Raw genomic sequence first — 20,555 nt, 5'->3', positions numbered from 1 at the left:
TTATATATCAACATAAAATCTAATAGCATTTTTTATTCTAGCTTTTAGCTCATTTTGTCCAACAGGCTTTTTAACATAATCACATGCTCCTTTTTCAAGCCCATTAACAACATCGTCTTCATTGTATTTTTTGGTTATAATAATGATAAGTGCGGTTCTTAGAGAAATTTCTTTTTTGATTTCATCTAATAGATAAAAATAATCTTTGTCTTCTGATAAATTAATATCCATTAGTATTATGTCTGGAGAATTTTTTTTTAGCTCTTTAAGCGGGCTTAATAAATTAGATATGCATACGATATCATAATCATTACTAAGCCAATCAACGTAATTTTTTCTGGTTATTTCCATGGGTTCAATAATAGCAAGCCTGTACTTAGAACGTTTCCTCTTTAACTTTATCCTCTTTTCCTTCTTATTAAAGGCTAGAAAGGCTTTTAAATCGGCATAACGTATCTTATATCTCTTGCCCGGAGTAACATCCGCCTTTAACCCATAATGCCTGACCCAATAATTTACTGTTGTTCTTGAGACGCCTATTATTTTCGCGGCATCTATTGGCGACAATAAATCGTCGTCATCGTATATTAGTTGCTCACTATTATTCATAATACTCCTCAAAATAAAAATTTTGGTAAAAAAAATTAACTTGTCCCCATTGTATATAAAGATTAATACATAATTATAATTTTGTCAAATAAAAATATTGAATAATACTTTATCTTAATACAACAAAAATTACTTAAGTTTATATAAGAACTACATTTTTTACAAAAAAAAAGATTTTTTTTTATTAATGTATGAAATGTAAATAATAATTTTAGTGAAATAGTATTGTTTTTTTATAAGAAATAAGTATTATAAAAATAAAAAATATCATCTATAAAATAATATATTTATTGTTTTTTATCAATTTTTGAAATATAATATATATTATAATTATATAATAGTATTAAAGGAAATAATAAAATGAATATAGCTGTACTAATAATGGCTGGAGGTATAGGTGAAAGATTATGGCCTTTAAGCAGAGAAAATAAGCCTAAACAGTTTTTAAACATTATAGAAAATAAGTCATTAATAGAACAAACGATAGACAGAGCTTTAAAAATTACAGGTGAAGAACATATATTTATAATTACTGGAAAAAGATACAAGGAATCTTTTTCCAAATATATACCAAACTTCAAAAAAGAAAATATAATATATGAGCCTATAGGCAGAGATACTACAGCAGCAATTGCCTTGGGAGTTTTAACTATAAAAGAAAAAATAGGAGGAGATTCTATAATTGTAATACTTCCTGCAGATCCTATCATAAAAGATGAGGAAATGTTTATCAAAAATATAGAGGATGCTATAGAAATAACAAAAAATACAAAAAACATCGTAATAGTAGGAATTACTCCTAATAGAGCAGAAACTGGATACGGATATATAAAATTAAAAAATAATATAAAAGATGATAAATACAATGTTGAAAAATTCCTAGAAAAACCAAATTTAGAAAAGGCATGCCAATTTTTAGAAGACGGAAATTATCTATGGAACAGCGGTATGTTTATTTGGGACGTTGATAATATAATAAACAGCATCAAAATATTTATGCCAGATACATACAAAAAAGTACTTAAAACTTTTGAAGCATTAAAAAACAATAAGAATGAAGATGAGATTACAAAATTGTTTAAAGAAATAGAAAAAATATCTTTCGACTCATCCGTAATGGAAAAACTGTATAATATTATATGCATAAAATCTAATTTCTTTTGGGATGATTTGGGAGCTTTTTCTGCACTTGGAAGAATACATGATAAAGATGATAATAATAATGTAATTGTAGGAAATGTATACGCTAAAGAGGCAAATAATAATATCATAATTAATGATGAGAAGAATACATTTATTGCTATAGATGGAGTTGATGATCTTACTATAGTTCATTCAAATGGAGTACTTTTAATTTATCCTAATAATAAAGATTCCAAAATTAAAGATATATTAAAGGATATAAGAGAAAAAGATGAATTGAAAGATAAAAGAGATTTATTATAAAATACATTATTTCTTATTTTTTAAAATGGTTTCTTTATACATTTTATCTTTAGCCTCTTTTATTTTTTCTAAATTGGATTTTTTCTTTTCTTCTTCCTTTTTTTCTTTCTGATTATCTTCTATTAATACGCCATTGATAACAACATTTTTTAATTCTATATTTTTATTATCTGCTATTTCAAAAGGTATAGTTTTACCCTTTATCTGAACATTCTCAAATTTTAATGATTTATAAAACATTATATTTCTAAAATCCGCATCCCCTTCTATAATAATATTTTCAAAACTTGCATCTGAGTAAAAACTGGAATTAAGCATACTAAAATTATTCTTAAAATGAATATGATTAAATTTGAGCTTATCATGCACATTAGAATTAGACATACTATAATTGCAGTCTGCTGTTATATTATCTATATCTATAGAAAAAAAATCGGATAATGAAAAATTAAAATCTATATTTATCTTTGAATTTTTTAAAATAATTTCTTTATGGACATTAGACATAGTTATAAATATGCCTGAATCAAAATTGGAATCTGTAAAATCTAATGATGCTTTTAAATCGAAGTTTTTTATTTGAAAAGGACCAAAAAACAAAGAGTTTCTAAATATTAAATTTATATCCCTCTCAACTTTCAAACCATCAAAATCAAAACCATCATAGCTAATCATATAGGAAAAATTATAAAATCCTCTGTAAAAATCATCTCTTATGATACGCCTAAAAAGTCCGTCTGGCTTATCATTGCTATTATGATGTATAATACATAAACCATCTTTATACTCTTCCCTGTCGCAATTTTCTGTATTAGATATTTTTTGTTTACAAATAGCCATAATAATTAATCTTTAAAACATAAAACTCAAACCTATATCATGCGAAATATTATCCTTGCTAAAATTATCAAAAACAATAGCATAATCAAGTCTGAATAAATTCACATAAATAGATAAACCCAAAGAAGCCCCTTTATTTCCTACTCCAACCCTCGCCAAAATACCGCTAGGAAGTTTAGTTGATAATCTCTTTTGAATAGCACTAGGAGCATCAAGTATACTTTCAGGCAAATCATCATACCATGCAGATTTACTGTCAAATAATCCTAATTTATTAAAATCTACTATCATAGCTTCAAGACCAACAGATATTTCATGGCTCACCGAAGGCACAGATATAGCATACTGAACTGATACATTAAAACTAGAATCACTTTTAGTATATGCCAAAGAAGCTACAACATCTGTATCTATTTTGCCAAATACATTATCATAAAATCCAAAATTTCTAATACCTACTCCAAGTTTAAAATTAGGAGTAAAAAGAGACTGCATATATGATAAATCTAAAAACATTCCAAAATTATTATCTTTTTCACTATTATTAACAACAGCCTTAATATTCCCTCCAATAAATGAATTATCAGTAATAGCATAAGCAGCACCGACATTTATCAAATACAAACCGTTATATATGTCATTTTTTCTAGCACCTAAATTATCATAAGAATATATTTTATTTACTTCCCCAGCAAAACCAATCCCTACAGCATAAGAAGAGCCTATATGAGCATAAGAAGCATTGAATATATATTCATTTTGCAAATCAGGTGTTAAGGTATAATTTAAATTTATGCTGTCCCTTAAAACACCCATCAAGGAAGAAGAGTTCAAAAATATAGATGATGAGTCATTACCTATTAAAAAAGATGCTCCCATCATTCCTCTTGATCTTGTACTAGAGGTATTTAAAACAGATAAAGAATGCTTTGCAGAAGTAAGTCCATAGGAAACGGATGCGTATATAAATATTAAAGCTATTATTATTCTTTTTATCATAAAATTTTTTATTTCTTTAAATATTTTTTAGATTATATCATAAAAAAGATTAAATAGAAACACTAAATTAAATTTAATTTATAAATATTTTTCTTAAAAATAGCCTCTAATTTATTAAAATCATCTTCTATTTTTTCATCATCATTTTTATATAAAGCAAAAAGAGAAGAACCAGATCCGCTCATAGATACTTTTCTTTTTATTATATTCTCCATTTCTTTTTTTATCTCTTCTATTTTTTTTTCTATATTAAAAACATTTTTTTCAAATATATTATATGTATGAGAAACTATATTCTCAAAATTATAATCTCTATTATCAAGCATATTTTTTAAAGCAAAAATATCAGACTTATTAAAATCATCTTTATTAAATTTTGAATACGCCAATTTCGTAGAAACATGAATATTAGGATAAAGCAGTATAATATTATAAGGCAAAGTAAAATCATAATTCTTGATTTTCTCGCCTATACCTGAAACCCAAGCACATCCTCCTCTTATAAAAAAAGGAATATCAGCACCAAATTTAGAAAAAGCTTCTATTAAACTATCATTTGCTTCAATATTTAATTCGCTTAAAAAAAATTTAATAATACTTGCAGCATCAGAAGAGCCTCCACCAAGTCCTGCTCCTGTTGGAATATTTTTTTCTATATGAATAGAATAATTATCATTAAGCCCCATATTATTTTTAAAATGATTAAATATCTTTGTTATAATATTTTCTTCTTCATTATCTTTTAATGCAAACTCTCCGCTTGTGCTTATGCTGTATTCATTTGACTTTTCTATATCTATTATATCATACAAATTAACAGTGTGAAAAAGAGATTCTATCAAATGGTATCCGTCTTCTCTTTTTGAAGTGATATCAAGAGAAAGATTAATTTTGCATGGAGATTTTATTATGGGCATAATTTTTCCTTAAAGTAAATATTTTATTTTTTTTAAATATTACACTTTAAAAAAATTAATGCAATATATAAATTTTAGTAATATCAATTCAAAGGAAGTTTATCTATAGACTCTATTCTCCATTTGCTTGATGATTCATTAACCAATCTTATATAATAATAAGTAGGAGAAAACTCTGTATTTCTAATTATATAGTACCCAGTATAAGGGCTTGTATTATTTCCTATTGTATAATTTATAGTAACCGAATATTCAGCATTTGAAGAGGATATTAAATTTTTTATAGAATCTTTATTAGTTATTAATATATCTTTTATATTTTCTATATTATCAATATTAGAATTTTTTTCTATCCAATTAATATTGTCATCAATTAATTGAAGCTTCATATCATCATAAAATCCGAATAATGATTTTTTTCTTAAAGTATCAGCATCCTCTAAACATGATACAAAAAAAAGCGATGCAATAATAAATATAATAAATAGTCTTTTCATTAAGATTCCTTATTTTTTAATTAAATATTTAAAAAATTAATAGTAATAAGATTCCACTTATCATTTAAATAAACAGCAACTAACTCCATAGAATTTTCGGATATTTTATTAAAAGAAGGATATTCAATCTGAGATATTATAATATCCTTATATTTTCTGTAAGTTACATTAACATCATAATATCCGCCGTCTTTAGGAAGATAATTACAAAGGGAATCATCATTATCAGAAAAAATTCTTTGATATAAAGCTCCCCTATTTCTTATGGACTCTATAATATTTGCAGGAGTAAGCTCATATATTAAATTCATTTCATTTAATGTATTAACAATATTTTCATCCAAGCTAAGAACAAAATTAGAAGTAAACTCCAAAGTATCTCTATTAGCAATTAACTTAGAAATATAAGCCTCATATTCATAAGCACTATATTCCCCATCAGCACTATATTCTTTTTTACAAGAAATAGCAAATAAAATAATAATTAAAATAAATATTTTTTTCATTTATTCCACAGACCTCACATATTGTACTAAAAATTCTGCCATATCATAAAGCGATAAAACCAAATGAACTGCATGATTTTCTATAACGCTTCTAGGCATACCGTAAACAGTGCATGTTTCTTTATTTTGGGCAATAGTTAAATTTTTATTATTGTATAATAATTTCATACCTTCCGTTCCGTCATTTCCCATACCAGTCATAACTATAGCTATAGCCTTATTAACTAATACATCATTAATTGTTTCAAACAAATAATCTACAGACGGAGTATAAATAAATTTATTTTCATAATCAGTATACAGTTTTATTTTTACCCTGCCAGATGAATCAGAATATACCCCCATATTTTTATCACCTGGTGAAATATAAACTACAGAAGGCATTATCTCTTCATCAGAAACAGCCTCCTTTATTTTTATTTCTGATATATCCTGCAAACTGGATATAAGAGATGAAGAAAAATCTTTAGGTATATGCTGTGATATAAGTATAGGAAGCGGAAAATTTTTAGGAATACTAGGAAGCATAATCCTAAGAGCTCTAGGACCTCCTGTAGATATTCCTATCGCAACTAATCTAGGATGTTCAAAACCTAATTTTGCTACTTTGCTTATTGCCTTAGCTATCTCTTTTTGATCTGAAGGAAATATCCTTACATTATCATCAAATTTAGCAAGATATGAATCTTTAGAAGCATATATTATTTCTTTTGAATTATTTGGTGTTTCTATATTATTATTTGATTCTAAATTATTATAATTTAATTCAAAATCCATCTCTAAATTTTTAATTTTACTTAGCGATATTTCAACTATTCTATTTAGAACAGCTTCAACAAAAAAATCGGCTGATATAACTTTCGGCTTATAAATTACATCTAATGCCCCTAAATCTAAAGCCCTAGATGATAAATCTTTATTTTTGGAAAAAGAAGTCATTACTAAAATATTTATTTCTATATTTTCTTTCTTAATTAATTTTAATAATTCTATTCCGCCCATTAAAGGCAAATCTATTTCCATAACTATAAAATCAGGCTTAGCTGAAATTATAGTTCTATAGGCATCTATACCATTATTCACTATACCGACAACATCTATTTTATAATGACTTGATAGAATATTATTAAGCATATCTGCGGATGTTTTAGAATCTTCAGCTATAAGTACCTTAATAGAGCCTAACATAAATATCCTTACCGTTATTTTTTAGTACTATTATTTTTTTTATTTTCTTTACTAATATTTTCTTCATTCTCCTCTATAATAGTACTTAAAGCAGAGTAAATATCAGATGTAAACTTATTATCATCAAATATATTATAATCCTTATTAGAATCCTCAATTATATCGGAAAATTCTTTGCCATAATCAATATTCATACTGCTTTCTGAAAATACATCTATTTTTTTAGCATCATTAGGTCTTTTAATAGTTTCTTTCTTAGGCTGTTCAATATCCTTTTTCTGATTATAATCAATACTTTCTTCAACAGTTTCATTTTTTGATACGGCATCTTCTATATCATCTAAACTAGGAATATCATCAAAAGTATCATTATTAATATAATCATCGACTTTTTTACCTGAAGGCGGAACTGTTTCCTCTTTACTTTCTTTATTAAACAGTCTTTTTTTAATAATCTCTTTCAATTCAGATAAAGTCTTAGCAGCAGAAAAGAATACCAAAACACATATACATATAAAACAAAGACATACAAACCATTCTCCGAATCTAGTATATATTGTTATATCATTATTTAAAGCAACATTCGCTATCATATAATCAGGCTTCCAAAAAGGAAGTGTTGAAATTATTTTACCAGTACTTGATATATGTCCAGTAACACCTGAATTACCGTTATGTACAATATCCCTTCTATTTTCAATAGCTCTAAATACCGACATATAAAAATGCTGAAGCAGAGATTCATCACTGTAAGACCAAGCATCTTCCGTAATTACAGCTAAAGTCTGAGCCCCATTATAAACAAATTTTCTAACAAAATTTCCAAAAGCACTCTCAAAACATATAACACCTGAAAAAGTATATCCGTTAGGATGATTAAATACGGTTAAACTTCTTCCCCTATCCCATCTGTTAGCACCTGCTTTATCAAATTGAGAATACATAAAATTAATAATATTTTTAAATGGGAAAGTATTAAGTAAAAATTCATTATCTTGAAAAGGATATGATTCTCCGCCCGGTACAAGTTTTATCTTTGAGTATTCTCCTATAACATTTCCTCTGTCATTTATAAACTCTATGCCGTTATAATATCTGTACGGATTATATGCATCTTCATTAGTATTTTCTTTTATGATAGTTGTTCCAAGAAAATGATAAGTCTGCGTATATCTAATCATATCATATAGTATATAAGTATTAAAAACTCCTGGATACATGGAATTTGATGCAAAACCATAATCAAAACTTTCTTTATATTCAGATAAATAAAAGCCATAAGAATCTAAAGTAACAGATTCAGGATATACTATTAATGAAGGTTTTGATAGAGAAGCATCTCTTGCAAGCTCAGCTATTCTTTTAACTGATATAGTTCCGTTTTGAGTTACACCGTCTGGTTTTTCTTCACTTTTAAATTTTTCTGGTTTTAATAAAAATTTCTCTGCAAAACCTTGTATACCTTTAGAGCCTTTCCTATAAGGTTCTCCTGTATATATACTATTCCAATATATATTAGGGTCAAATGATTTTTGTATTAGAGCCATTTTTGTTTTAGGCTGCAAAGTTCTTTTAGATTCTTCTACATTTATTTTGATAGCTCCGTATATGATAATAAGTAAAAATGAACCCATTAAAACTAAAGCAGGTATATATGGTCTTTTATAATTTGGCTTTTCAGCATATATTAATAAATAATGTGCTATAACTGCATTGCTGAAATATATAAAAAAACTGATGCCTAATACACCGAATATATCAGCAGACTGTATAAATAGAGAAAAGTTCCATTGAGAATATCCTATAATTCCCCATGGAAAACCTAAATACCCTACATTCCTCATATACTCCATAAATGTAAAAACAACAGCTACAGCCAAAAATCTAAATTGAGGCATTCTCTTAGAAATAAAACCGCTTATCAGCATTGCTGGAAAGTAAAATAGAAATGTAATTAAAAAAAGTATAGTAAATAAAGTTAAAAAAGAAACTATAGCCTCAGTTTCCTTCAGCATAAATGAAGTAACCCATAATAATAGATATCCAAAAAATGCCAATACAAAAATAGAGGCAGATATTACATAATATCTCAGTTTATCAGACTTATAAATTATAATATTTAAGGGAACAAGTGCTATAAAAGATATAGGAAACAAATTGAGCGGCGGAAAAGCCAAAGACAAAAGTACTGCACTAACAATACTTAATATAATTACACCTACAGTATACGAATTCTTTTTAGACACAACTAAATTTCCTACAATATTTTATACACTACACTTTTAAATAAAAATTATAAACTTCAGATGTTTATAAAATAAAATAAAAAAATGAATTAATGACCTTCTTTTTTCTTTAAAGCTTCTTTAATTTCATTTACAAATTTTTTATCTTGGAATCCTATATGTTCCAATAGCCAATCTTTCAAAAACTTAATAAATTTATTTGCAACAAAAGGCTGCCCTTCTTCATATTTCCTAATTTGGTCAACTATTTCCAAATAAAAACTTTTATGCATAGCCTTATGATTCTCAGCATCAGAATAATTAATAAGATCCATTATTTTTTCTTCTGTTTTAAAGTGATATTGAGTATAGTCTATACACTTTTTAATAGCTTTAATAAATGCTTCATTAGTATTAGCACTATTATCTACTGTTGCAGTGTAAAGCTCATTAACAATATTCACCAACTCCTTATGCTGGCTGTCTATAAGCTTATGTCTAGTTTCATATAAAGGCACCCACTTAATAAAAACGGCTGTTTCTTGTTGATCATTATTATTATTGTTATTATCCATGTCAGTCCCCTTAATTTTTTTATTTATAATTTAAATTTTATAAAAAATTTATAAAAAATCTATATATACAAAAGAACACTATTATAATATATACCTACTTATATCTCTATTATCTTCGATATCTTTCATCGCATCTTTTATATTATCGGCATTTATTTTAATAAATTCACCCTTATGTTCATCTGCACTAAAAGAAATTTCCTCAAAAACCTTCTCCATTATAGTATAAAGCCTTCTAGCTCCTATATTTTCAACATTAGTATTAATATTATAAGCCATATCAGCTATAGCTTCCAAAGCAGCCTCTTCAAACTCTATAGTTACACCTTCCGTTTTTAAAAGCTCCTGATACTGCTTAGTTATAGCATTTTTAGGATTAACAAGTATATCCTTGAAATCATCTTTAGATAAAGCCTTTAATTCTACTCTTATAGGAAATCTTCCCTGAAGTTCAGGTATCAAATCAGAAGGTTTATTAATATGAAAAGCACCAGCAGCAATAAACAATATATGATCGGTTTTTATAGGACCATATCTAGTATTAACTGTAGTTCCTTCAACTATAGGAAGCAAATCCCTCTGTACACCATGACGTGCAACATCAGCACTATCTGTTTTATTTCCGCTTGCTATTTTATCTATTTCATCCAAAAATATTATACCCATATTCTCAGTTAAGCTCAAAGCATCTGCTGTAATTTTTTCCATATCTATTAAAGACTCAGAAGCCTCATTTATAAGATATTTTTTAGCTTCTTTTACTCTAAGACGCTTATGTTTTTTGTTAGGCGGCATGATACTTCCAACCATAGACTGAATCATATCGCTTTCTTCAAATCCCATACCAGGTATTATTCCAAACATTCTATTTTGACCGCCAGTTATCTTTATTTCAACATAACTTTCATCAAAATCACCATTAGCTATGCGTTTCTTTATCTGTTCCTTAGCATTTTTCTTTTTTTCTATTTCTTCTTCTGATAGATTTTCAGCATCCTCTTTTTTTACAGATGGAAGAAGCAGTTTTGCCAATTTATCCAAAGCTATATCAGTAGCCTCTTTTTCAACTTCTTTCATCATGGCAGTTTTCAAATCAAATATAGCAACATTAACTAAATCTCTAACCATACTCTCAACATCTCTGCCCACATAACCTACTTCTGTATATTTAGTAGCCTCAACCTTAATAAAAGGAGCATTAACCAATTTAGCAAGCCTTCTAGCTATTTCAGTTTTTCCCACGCCAGTAGGTCCTATAAGTATTATATTTTTTGGTGCAACCTCATCTTTTAAATCTTCAGGTAAATGACGCCTTCTATATCTATTTCTTAAAGCTATAGCAACTGAACGCTTAGCCTCTGTCTGACCTATTATATATTGATCCAGAGCTTCTACTATTTTTCTAGGTGTAAGTTCGCTCTCTAATTTCGCATCAAATGACATATTTATTCAAGTACCTCCAAAGAAATATTACTGTTAGTATATATACATATTTTAGAAGCTATTTCAAGTGATTTTCTTGCTATATCTTGAGCCGATAAGTCTGTATTCTCAGTTAAAGCCATAGCAGCAGCTTTAGCGTACTGTCCGCCGCTTCCTATAGCTAATATATTATTCTCACTTTCTATAACATCGCCGTTTCCAGAAAGTAAAAGCATTTTATCTTTGCTTGCCACTATAATAAGTGCCTGCAAATTCCTAAGCATCTTATCAGTTCTCCATTCGCGTGCAAGTTCAACTGCAGCTCTGGTTAAATCACCTGAAAACTCCTGAAGTCTCTTTTCAAATTTTTCAAATAATGTAAAAGCATCAGCAGTAGACCCAGCAAAACCAGATACAACTTTACCACCATACAATTTTCTAAGTTTAACCGCATTAGGCTTCATCACAGTTTCACCCAATGTAACCTGACCATCCCCTGCTATAGCTGTAACTCCATTTCTGCTTACAGCACAAATTGTAGTGCCTTTAAACATATATTCATTCCTTTTAATCATTATTTATTTTATCCTATATTGTATTATATATTCGTTTCTAATGCAAATACTATTTTACAATTTTACTATTCATTAGCTACTATTCTTAGATAATGCAAAAACTCTTCATCTTCGCATATAGTTTTACCATCATCATCTGATAATTTAGCAACAGGCTTTCCATTCACACTTTGAAGTTTCATAACGATATTAAGAGGTTTAGCAATAGGCTCAAAATCATTCATAATAAAAGTACCTATACCGAATGTAACATTAGTTTCATCTTTGAACTCTTTATATATTCTGTATGCTTTTTCAAAGTTTAAACTATCGCTGAAAAGAAGTGTTTTAGTTTTAGGGCTTATTCTTAATTTCTTATAATGCTCTATAACCTTATATCCCCAAGCAATAGGATCTCCTGAATCATGTCTTATGCCGTCATAAAGTTTAGCAAAATATAAATCAAAATCTTTTAAGAATTTATCAGTACCTAATGTATCAGATAATGCTATGCCTAAATCTCCTCTGTATTCATTTACCCAAGACTGAAGCATAAATTTCTGACTCTCAGCAAGCCTTACCTTATCAAGTGCCTGCCCAACCTGATAATATTCATGTGCATTAGTTCCTACAGCAAGCAAATTATATTTATAAGCAAAATATACATTGCTGGTACCTACCAAACATGAAGAAGGCAGACTTCTTTTTAGAATGTCAATAACCTTATCCTGCCATTTAAAAGAAAATCTTCTTCTTGTTCCAAATTCAGAGAATTTAAAACCATTATCATTATTATGTATTGGAATTAGAGTATCTTTTAATTTAGTATTTAAATTTATCTCCGCCTGTTTATAAGCAGCTGTCCCTCCGTCATCTTTACAAACAGTATATTTATAATAAATCTCACTAATCATAGCAAGCATAGGTATCTCCCAAAGAATAGTCTGATACCAAGGACCTTCTATTTCTACCGTTAATTTATCATTATCAAATAATGCCTTTACATGCTCTTCTAAAGGTCTGTACAGCTTCAAAAATTCTATAAAATCTCTTTTTATAAATCTCAATGAAGATAAATAATCAAGTTCTTCTTTTTTGAAAGTTAAATTGCAGAAATGTTTTATTTGAATTATAAGCTCATTATGCATTTCCTCAGTCCATTCTAATATATTTCTGCTTTTAAATACATAACGAACCCAAACATTGGAAAATTGCCTCAAAGCACATTGCTGCATAGTAAATTTATATAAATCAGTATCCAATAAACTAATTATTATAGCTTCCATACATAATTCCTTTTATTCAATCCTTATTCCTTATTGATCTTATCAAAACTCTTGGATATTTTATATAGCCTGTAAATACCAGAAACAAAACCAACAAATATGCCTATTATAGTAAATAAAGGTCTGCTGTTAAAATGTTTATCTGCATAATGTCCTACAAAAGCTAAACCCAATACCATACTTCCAAATTCAGCTCCAAGTGCTGCATATTTTATTCCATTTTGAAGTTTTTTATTTTCAGTTATCTTCATAATCTAAAGTAGTAAATATTAAAGGATTAACATATTCTGTTGCTAACCTTAATTCATATTCAAATTCACCAGTTTTAGCATTACCTAAAATCTCACCCTTTTTTACATCCATCCTCTCAGAAACCAAAGATGTAGCAAGTCCTTTATACCTAGTTATAATACCAAATCTATGATAAATTGTAATAGTAAATCCAGTATTTTTATCATAAGATATATCATTAACTGTTCCAGATGCTGTTGCTCTTATTAATGTGCCTGCAATGGTTTCGAATCCTACACCTTTTGATATAACAGAACCTGCCTGATATGGTCTTGATATAACTGCATATCTTGAATCTATAGGCAGTATGGACGGTATAGGCTCTAATGAATTATTTTTAGAAGTTATATTAGCCCTAAGTTCATCCAAATATCCTTTTATCTTTTCTAATTCCTCAGACCTTGAATTTAAAAGAAGAATATTATCAGCATAATTAGTTCTAAAATCAATATTGGCATTTTCTATATTCAGTTTTTTTGCCATATTAGACATATCTTCTCTATAATAATCATTTGTTACTACAGAATTGAATATGTCCTCGAATGAATTTATTTCTCTTAATTTATCCTGATAACTTCCGCTTAATATCTCTGTTTTGCTTGCCATCACTGTATTCTTTGTTAAAAATGAAAAAGTGGAAAGCAAAGCTGCTGAAACTATAAGAAGTATAATAATTAAAGAATATATAGGAATTGAAAGGGTTCTTGTTTTCTTTTTGGAATGAGGTATAAACATAAAGTAAATCTTATGCGTTAAAAATTTACCTATTTTTTTTAAAAACAAAGAAAATGAAGATTCACCCTTATTAATATATTTTTTATTCTTATTTTTCTTCTTTTTTATTTTATAAATTTCAGACATAAAATAATTCTTACCTATATATTTATGAACTATTTTAACAGATATAAAATATTTATCAAGACGCAGTATAGATATCGACTAAAGCCTTGTATATTTGATTAGCTAATTCTTTTATTGCCTTTGTGCTTGCAAATTTAGCTTCATGTATAAAGGCAGATTCTATCATAATAGAAGGTACATCCTTTTTCATTTCTTCTTTGTTATAAGAATGTTCAAAAGCATCGCCTATCACAATTAATCCTCTTAATGATATAGCATCTTTTATCAATTCATCCTTATCATAAAATTTCCATACCGAATCAGGAAGTACAGGATCATGTCCTATGACTGGAGAAACACCATATTCTTCCTGCATTCTCTTAGATACTTTATGAGCAATCTGCATAGAAGCAGCAAATTCTCTATTATAAGGACTAACTATAATATGAAAGCCTGAAGTTTTTCTTCTTTTACTTATATAAGGCATATAATCAAAATGAAGACTAAGAACCAAATCAAAATTATTATCTATAGCATAATGTCTTATAGCATATAATTCCAATGTCTGATATCTAGTTAACTTGCCTGTTCGGTACTGATCTTCTACCTTAGTATTATATATGCCTAAAAGTTTTTCATAATTATTAGTCATATACTCTTTAATCGGTCTGCTGTAATAAGCACCATCTCTGCTTAAAAAATACTCAAATCTATCATCTTCAGAAAGTATTTTACCTAATTCTCTGGCAACTCTTAATGTCATATAATATTCATATCCCAATAAACCTAATGCTCCTTTAGTGGCAGCATTATGCCCTGGATCTATAAGTATTCTTATTTTTCTATTTTCTAAACCAGAAGTATTAATTTTATTATTTTGCGTATTATTCTGATTTAATTCACTATCTCTAGTTATATTTTCCGAAACTCTAGTATTGGCTGTAACTATGAGTGATGAAAATGATACGATTATCAAAACTATAATAACTACTGAAAAAATTATAAAACGGTTTTTATTATTCATAATTATATTATCGTAAATGTATTTAATTAAATTAATTAGAATATATAAAATATTTGCTGCTTAATTACCCTAAATAATTATATTTAAAAGCTATAAATTATTTATCTTTATTAGCATCTGATGTATCAGATTGAGAAACATTTTCTAATATATTAGAATTGACAATATCAGTAATACGTACTCCAAAACATTCATCTATTACCACAACTTCACCCCTTGCTATTAATTTTCCATTAACAAGCAAATCCACAGGTTCCCCTGCAGACTTTTGAAGTTCTATTATAGATCCTTCCCCAAGCTCTAATATTTCGCGTATACTTAGACGTGCTCTCCCAAGCTCTACCGTAACATTAATTGAAACATCCATAAGCAAACTAATGTTGCCTGAAGATGAAGTATTTACTTTAGGTTCATTTTCTTGTTTTTTATCACTCATTATTTCACTTCTCATTATTTAGTAAAAACATACATTTTGCAAAGGTACAAAACTTTTAATGCTTTTATATATGCAATTATATATTTTTATTGGATAATTTCAATATTTTAAAAATAAAAAAGCGGAGAATATAACTCTCCGCTTAATTTTATATTGGTAATTACTTTAACTTATCTAGGTTTATTAGTAAGTCTGTCCATAGGGTTAATAATATCAGTAACACGTACACCGAAGTTTTCATCTATTACTACAACCTCACCCTTAGCTATTAACTTACCATTAACAAGCAAATCCACAGGCTCACCAGCCAACTTTTGAAGCTCTATAATAGAACCTTCTCCAAGTCCTAATATATCTCTAATAGTCATAGTAGCTCTACCAAGTTCTACAGTCATATTCATGGTTACATCCATGAGAAGACCTATATTGCCAGTACCCTGAACATCAGAAGCAGGCATCAAAGAATTAAACTCAGCATGCTGTACACCCAATTGAGGACCTGAATCAAATGCCTGATTATCAACAAGTCCAGCCATAGGATTACTGTTTGCAGCACCTCCTCCAGCATTTCCGCCAGAAGAAGCAGGAGCTGAAGATGAAGCAGCATTATTAGAAGCTGAACTTAAAAGACTTTGTAATAACGGCAATTCTAGAGCAAATACATAAGGAGCATTGTCAATCTCTCCTTCAATAGATAAATTACCGCTTACTATAGCCAAAGGTCCTGGTATATTAATACCAAAAGCATCTTCTAATATAGAAGTTTCAATAGGCGAATTAGTAAAACTTCCTCCAAATCTTGAAGACAAAGCACTGTCAGAAACTCCAACCATTTGAGAAAAAGCTTCTTTCAATACTTGGGCTACCATATCATTTAAAGCAGCCTCTTTTTGTCCCATCATAAGAGAAGCAACTGCTAAAGCCTCATTCTCTCCCATGAAGTAATAAACATTTCCATTAATAGAGCCTGTATATCCAACTTTAGCCTCTATCATCTTACCTGATAGCATTTGATGCAAGTTATTCACATCTCCAACTGTAGTCGTAATATTAGTAATAGACGCAGTTTTTGTAGAAATAGAAGAAAGTGAAAAAGCTTGATTTTCAGCTATCAATTTAGCAGCTTCATTAAAAAGTTGTTTATCTACATTATTTCCACCGCTGTTTCCAGCTGCAGCATCTGTGCCGCCACCAAAAGCATCATCAGCACCTTTTAGCAAAGCTTCTATTTCATCTTGAGATAATGCACCATCACTCATCATAACCTTAATCCTCCTCTTTTAATAAATCATCTTCGGTTATATCAGCCTCACCATCCATAACACCTGTAAGCTGTACAGCCATTCTGCTACCTGATATACCAGGACGACATAAAAATTTCTTTCTATTTCCTATCTTAAATATGACAGGATCTGTAATCTTAGTATCAGTAAACTTAACAACATCGCCTTTCTGAAGATTGAGAATGTCTGATAGCGGCAATTGCATAGATCCAAGTTCCGCTGAAGTTTCAACGAATATATTTTGTAATTTTTCTTTAATAATTTTCAAATTCTCACTACTGCTTCCTCTTCTAATAGATGCATACCAATATTGAGCTGAGAATTTAGACAGTATAGGCTCAATAGTAATATAAGGTATACAAAAATTCATCATACCTTCAACATCGGCTACCTTAGTTTCCAAAGTAATAAGCACAACCATATCATTAGGGCTAACCATCTGAGCAAATTGCGGATTAGTTTCTATAGAACCCAAACGCGGTCTTAAGTCTATTACCTGCGACCAAGCCTCTCTCAAGTTACCAAGTATTCTTACTATAATACCTTCCATAACTGATAACTCAATATCCGTAAGCTCCCTATTTAAATTCTTAGGACTCTCACCAGGTCCTCCGAATAATCTATCAATTATAGTAAAAGTGATAGACGGGTCAATCTCTAATATAGAACTTCCTTTCAAAGGGTCCATACTAACAATAGCCAAAGTAGAAGGATTGCTGACACTTCTTATAAACTCTTCATAAGTAAGCTGATCTACGCTTGCTACGTGAATACCTACTAAAGTTCTTAATTGTGCTGATAATGAAGTCGTAGTTACACGTGCGAAGTTTTCATGCATCATTTGCAGTGTTCTTATTTGGTCTTTTGAAAACTTATCAGGACGTTTAAAGTCATATATCTTTATCTTTCTATGTTCTACTTCTACACGTTTAGTATCAATATTATCTAAACTTTCACCAGATGATATAGCACTTAGTAACGCATCTATTTCGCTTTGTGACAATACTTCTGTCATACGAGTATCCTTCTCTTATAATTTTTTTCCAATTTTAACATTAGCTTAATAAGAAGTTATCAAATAATATACCATCTATTTGACCATTTCTAAGCATACTATTAATTTCACGTTTAATATCAGCTTTCAACTGTTCTCTGCCCTCATTAGTTCTCAACTGATCATAAGTATAAGAACTAAGTATTGTAGTGATTCTATCTCTTATCATGTAAACTCTCTCAGGAAGTTCCACCGCAAGCTGTTTAACATTAGTAGTATAAGTCAATATAATACTTACTCTTACATATCTTGCTACATCCATATCAGCTGTATTTACATTGAACTCTGGAGTAACTGCAAAATATGTTGGAGGTGGCTGTTTTACCATATCATCAACTACCCCGCCTTGAACTCCTGCAGCTCTTCCTACACTCTTTGAAACAAAAAATGCTATAAGCCCAGATATTAAAGCCACAACTAAAATGGCAGCAACTCCCATAAGTATTTTGACAATCATAGGGCTTAAACCAAATTTTTTCTTTGGCGCAGCTTCAGTTTGTTCCCCCTCTTCTTCGCCTTCTTCCAAGTCTAAGTTTTCTTCGTCTGCCATATAATTTCCTCTCTTAAATTAAAATTAATATGTTTATTTTTAATTATATAACAGTAAAATAAAATTATCAACTCTTATGTTAACTTTAACTTTTTTTACTGTCCTTATATATAATATCGGTAAACTGAAAAAACACTTAACATATTTTTTATACAAAAGTAAAAAAATAATTATGTTGATTTTTTTACTTTTAATCGTTATAATTCATAATGTATTTCATTTACAAGGAGAAATCAAAATGAGAGTTTTATTAAAGGCTGAAGAATATCAAAAAGTACTTCCTAGATTGGCTGCTGAAATCATAGAAAAAGAGGATGTTGAAAAACTTACAATTGTAGGTATAAGAAGAAGAGGAGATTTTTTAGCTATAAGATTAAAAAAACTTTTACAGGAAAAAATTAATATAGACATCCCTATAGGGGCAATAGATATAAATCTTTATAGGGACGATTTATCTTCACTTTCTGAATTCCCTGAAATTAAAGAAACTGATATACCTTTTGATATAACAGGAAAAACTGTATTACTTGTTGATGATGTACTTTATACTGGAAGGACTATAAGGGCTGCTTTGAATGCCTTATTTGAATATGGAAGACCTAAAAAGGTGTCTTTATTAGTATTAGTTGATAGATTCGGCAGAGAACTGCCTGTATCTGCTAATTATGTGGGGCTTGCACTAAATGTTCCTCAGGATCAATATGTATCTGTAAGAATTAAAGAATTAGAGGGAGAAGATTTAGTATTATTAAAAGATAAAAACTAATTAAATAATAAAAAAAAGGGGCTTTTTTAAGCCCCTTTTTTATTTTATTCTCCAAATTTTCTAAATAAAGATGAATACATATCATAAAACTCTGTTTTAGAGAAATCATTTAAATCTTCAGGCGACATTTTCTCTACTATATTTTTGAAATATCCAAACAATTTCTTAAATTTATTTATTTCATTTTCTGATAATAAAACATCAGGTTTTGAGCTATATTCATTTACACTACCACTTTCTTCTTCTGACTCAAATAACTTTATAGCATAATCCAAATCCGATTGAGTAATTTCCCCATCAAAATCTTCTTCATCATCATTAGAAGCCTCATGTTCCTCTTTCTCAATTAATATAGGTTCATTATCATCTCCCAAAGTGAACTCTTCATCAACTTCTGTATTATTGTCTAAACCTTCTTTCTCAATAGTAGTATCTAGTTCTCTTTCTTCAGACATATTAGTCTCCTTATTTAAAAGTTCATCCATTGAATCAAAAGATTCTAGGGATTTAGTTTTAGTGTTATTATTTTCATCGTTATTATTTTCAATTACTTTATCATTATTAGATATATGCATAAGTTCTATTCCATCATCTTCGTTTCCATTATTACCGCTCATTATATTTTCTAATGCACTTAAATCACTGTCTTTTATTTCATCAATATGAACATTATTAATATATACAAGGTCTTCTAATTCCTGCTCACTCACTTCATTATCATAATCAGAAACGCTTTCTTCCTCTTCATTGTCATCTTCAACTGGTTTTGATACTTCCTCATTTGAAGTTTCTTCTCCATTCAAGTAGCTATGATACATTGCTTTTTCTTCTTCGGATAAATCTTCTTCCGAATGGCTATCTACTTTATCTAAATAGCCTTCATACATAGCTTTATCTTCTTCTGTTAAATCCTCTTCATTATTAATTATCTCTTCTGACGGCTCTTCAATATCTGTAACTTCTTCTTTTAATTCGGAAGGCTCTTCTTTACTTTCTTCTTCTTTACCTGATTGTAATTCATCATTTTCTTCTGAAGATGATTCTTCTGTTTTATCTAATTCCTCTTCATTGTCCTCTGCAGCCGGTTCTGATAATTCTTCATTTGAAGTTTCTTCTCCATTCAAGTAGCTATGATACATTGCTTTTTCTTCTTCGGACAAATCTTCTTCTGAATGGCTATCTACTTTATCCAAATAGCCTTCATACATAGCTTTATCTTCTTCTGTCAAATCCTCTTCATTATTAAT

22 protein-coding genes are annotated in these 20,555 nt (G+C 28.8%); 2 read left to right on the top strand and 20 right to left on the bottom strand.

The genetic code is table 11. The annotated features are described in order from the left end of the window. Positions 1-609 carry a response regulator gene (locus Q0J69_RS11245; protein ID WP_297207542.1) on the bottom strand — a complete coding sequence of 203 codons (609 nt, stop codon included), beginning with the start codon at positions 607-609 and terminating at the stop codon, positions 1-3. Positions 610-969: 360 nt separating this feature from the next. Between Q0J69_RS11245 and Q0J69_RS11240 the strand changes: the two genes are divergently transcribed. After that, the gene (locus Q0J69_RS11240; RefSeq protein ID WP_297207539.1) at positions 970-2,055 is read left to right on the top strand and encodes a sugar phosphate nucleotidyltransferase; all 1,086 of its coding nucleotides are present in this window, start codon (positions 970-972) and stop codon (positions 2,053-2,055) included. A gap of 6 nt (positions 2,056-2,061) precedes the next feature. Here the strand turns inward: Q0J69_RS11240 and Q0J69_RS11235 are convergent, their stop codons facing one another. The 18 genes from Q0J69_RS11235 to Q0J69_RS11150 form a co-directional block, all read right to left on the bottom strand. Further along, positions 2,062-2,895, bottom strand: a complete 834-nt coding sequence (locus Q0J69_RS11235) for a hypothetical protein (protein WP_297207537.1) — start codon at positions 2,893-2,895, stop codon at positions 2,062-2,064. A gap of 12 nt (positions 2,896-2,907) precedes the next feature. Continuing rightward, positions 2,908-3,894: a hypothetical protein gene (locus tag Q0J69_RS11230; protein WP_297207535.1), complete on the bottom strand. Its 987-nt coding sequence runs from the start codon at positions 3,892-3,894 to the stop codon at positions 2,908-2,910. Between the two features lie 62 nt (positions 3,895-3,956). Next, the gene (ispE, locus tag Q0J69_RS11225) at positions 3,957-4,811 is read right to left on the bottom strand and encodes a 4-(cytidine 5'-diphospho)-2-C-methyl-D-erythritol kinase (protein ID WP_297207533.1); all 855 of its coding nucleotides are present in this window, start codon (positions 4,809-4,811) and stop codon (positions 3,957-3,959) included. An 83-nt stretch (positions 4,812-4,894) separates the two neighbouring features. After that, complete coding sequence (locus Q0J69_RS11220; protein WP_297207531.1) at positions 4,895-5,308, bottom strand: hypothetical protein; 414 nt, start codon at positions 5,306-5,308, stop codon at positions 4,895-4,897. 20 nt (positions 5,309-5,328) lie between these two features. After that, positions 5,329-5,814 carry a hypothetical protein gene (locus Q0J69_RS11215; RefSeq protein WP_297207529.1) on the bottom strand — a complete coding sequence of 162 codons (486 nt, stop codon included), beginning with the start codon at positions 5,812-5,814 and terminating at the stop codon, positions 5,329-5,331. After that, positions 5,815-7,002, bottom strand: coding sequence for a chemotaxis protein CheB (locus Q0J69_RS11210; protein ID WP_297207527.1), 1,188 nt, complete (start codon positions 7,000-7,002; stop codon positions 5,815-5,817). It abuts the gene before it with no gap. Positions 7,003-7,016: 14 nt separating this feature from the next. Further along, positions 7,017-9,248 (bottom strand): apolipoprotein N-acyltransferase, encoded by a 2,232-nt coding sequence (gene lnt, locus Q0J69_RS11205; protein ID WP_297207524.1) that lies wholly within the window; start codon positions 9,246-9,248, stop codon positions 7,017-7,019. An 89-nt stretch (positions 9,249-9,337) separates the two neighbouring features. Next, positions 9,338-9,802 carry a bacteriohemerythrin gene (locus tag Q0J69_RS11200; RefSeq protein ID WP_297207522.1) on the bottom strand — a complete coding sequence of 155 codons (465 nt, stop codon included), beginning with the start codon at positions 9,800-9,802 and terminating at the stop codon, positions 9,338-9,340. Between the two features lie 81 nt (positions 9,803-9,883). After that, positions 9,884-11,245, bottom strand: a complete 1,362-nt coding sequence (gene hslU / locus Q0J69_RS11195) for an ATP-dependent protease ATPase subunit HslU (RefSeq protein WP_297207520.1) — start codon at positions 11,243-11,245, stop codon at positions 9,884-9,886. Positions 11,246-11,247: 2 nt separating this feature from the next. Then, a complete protein-coding gene (hslV, locus tag Q0J69_RS11190; protein ID WP_297207615.1) occupies positions 11,248-11,778 on the bottom strand; it encodes an ATP-dependent protease subunit HslV in 531 nt (176 codons plus the stop codon). An 86-nt stretch (positions 11,779-11,864) separates the two neighbouring features. Then, positions 11,865-13,064: a nicotinate phosphoribosyltransferase gene (gene pncB, locus Q0J69_RS11185; protein WP_297207518.1), complete on the bottom strand. Its 1,200-nt coding sequence runs from the start codon at positions 13,062-13,064 to the stop codon at positions 11,865-11,867. 23 nt (positions 13,065-13,087) lie between these two features. After that, positions 13,088-13,315 carry an AtpZ/AtpI family protein gene (locus Q0J69_RS11180; protein WP_297207514.1) on the bottom strand — a complete coding sequence of 76 codons (228 nt, stop codon included), beginning with the start codon at positions 13,313-13,315 and terminating at the stop codon, positions 13,088-13,090. Further along, positions 13,302-14,207 (bottom strand): M23 family metallopeptidase, encoded by a 906-nt coding sequence (locus tag Q0J69_RS11175; RefSeq protein ID WP_297207611.1) that lies wholly within the window; start codon positions 14,205-14,207, stop codon positions 13,302-13,304. Before Q0J69_RS11175 ends, Q0J69_RS11180 begins: the two co-directional genes overlap by 14 nt. A 64-nt stretch (positions 14,208-14,271) precedes the next feature. After that, the gene (locus Q0J69_RS11170) at positions 14,272-15,219 is read right to left on the bottom strand and encodes an N-acetylmuramoyl-L-alanine amidase (protein WP_297207512.1); all 948 of its coding nucleotides are present in this window, start codon (positions 15,217-15,219) and stop codon (positions 14,272-14,274) included. A 97-nt stretch (positions 15,220-15,316) separates the two neighbouring features. Then, complete coding sequence (gene fliN, locus Q0J69_RS11165) at positions 15,317-15,655, bottom strand: flagellar motor switch protein FliN (RefSeq protein WP_297207510.1); 339 nt, start codon at positions 15,653-15,655, stop codon at positions 15,317-15,319. A 170-nt stretch (positions 15,656-15,825) separates the two neighbouring features. Next, positions 15,826-16,917 carry a flagellar motor switch protein FliN gene (gene fliN, locus Q0J69_RS11160; RefSeq protein WP_297207507.1) on the bottom strand — a complete coding sequence of 364 codons (1,092 nt, stop codon included), beginning with the start codon at positions 16,915-16,917 and terminating at the stop codon, positions 15,826-15,828. 4 nt (positions 16,918-16,921) lie between these two features. Next, positions 16,922-17,953, bottom strand: a complete 1,032-nt coding sequence (fliM, locus tag Q0J69_RS11155) for a flagellar motor switch protein FliM (protein ID WP_028330680.1) — start codon at positions 17,951-17,953, stop codon at positions 16,922-16,924. A 40-nt stretch (positions 17,954-17,993) separates the two neighbouring features. Continuing rightward, positions 17,994-18,542, bottom strand: a complete 549-nt coding sequence (locus tag Q0J69_RS11150) for a flagellar basal body-associated FliL family protein (RefSeq protein WP_297207502.1) — start codon at positions 18,540-18,542, stop codon at positions 17,994-17,996. Positions 18,543-18,780: 238 nt separating this feature from the next. Here Q0J69_RS11150 and pyrR point away from each other — a divergent pair, with 238 nt between their 5' ends. Further along, positions 18,781-19,308 carry a bifunctional pyr operon transcriptional regulator/uracil phosphoribosyltransferase PyrR gene (gene pyrR / locus Q0J69_RS11145; RefSeq protein ID WP_366030645.1) on the top strand — a complete coding sequence of 176 codons (528 nt, stop codon included), beginning with the start codon at positions 18,781-18,783 and terminating at the stop codon, positions 19,306-19,308. A 44-nt stretch (positions 19,309-19,352) separates the two neighbouring features. Here the strand turns inward: pyrR and Q0J69_RS11140 are convergent. Continuing rightward, on the bottom strand, positions 19,353-20,555 hold a 1,203-nt coding region (locus Q0J69_RS11140; protein ID WP_297207498.1), incomplete at its 5' end, for a hypothetical protein.

Origin of the sequence: uncultured Brachyspira sp., from assembly GCF_944388875.1 — a bacterium.
GTDB lineage: Bacteria > Spirochaetota > Brachyspiria > Brachyspirales > Brachyspiraceae > Brachyspira.
Note: the sequence above shows the minus strand (reverse complement) of the source record. Positions and strands in the feature narration are given on the sequence as shown.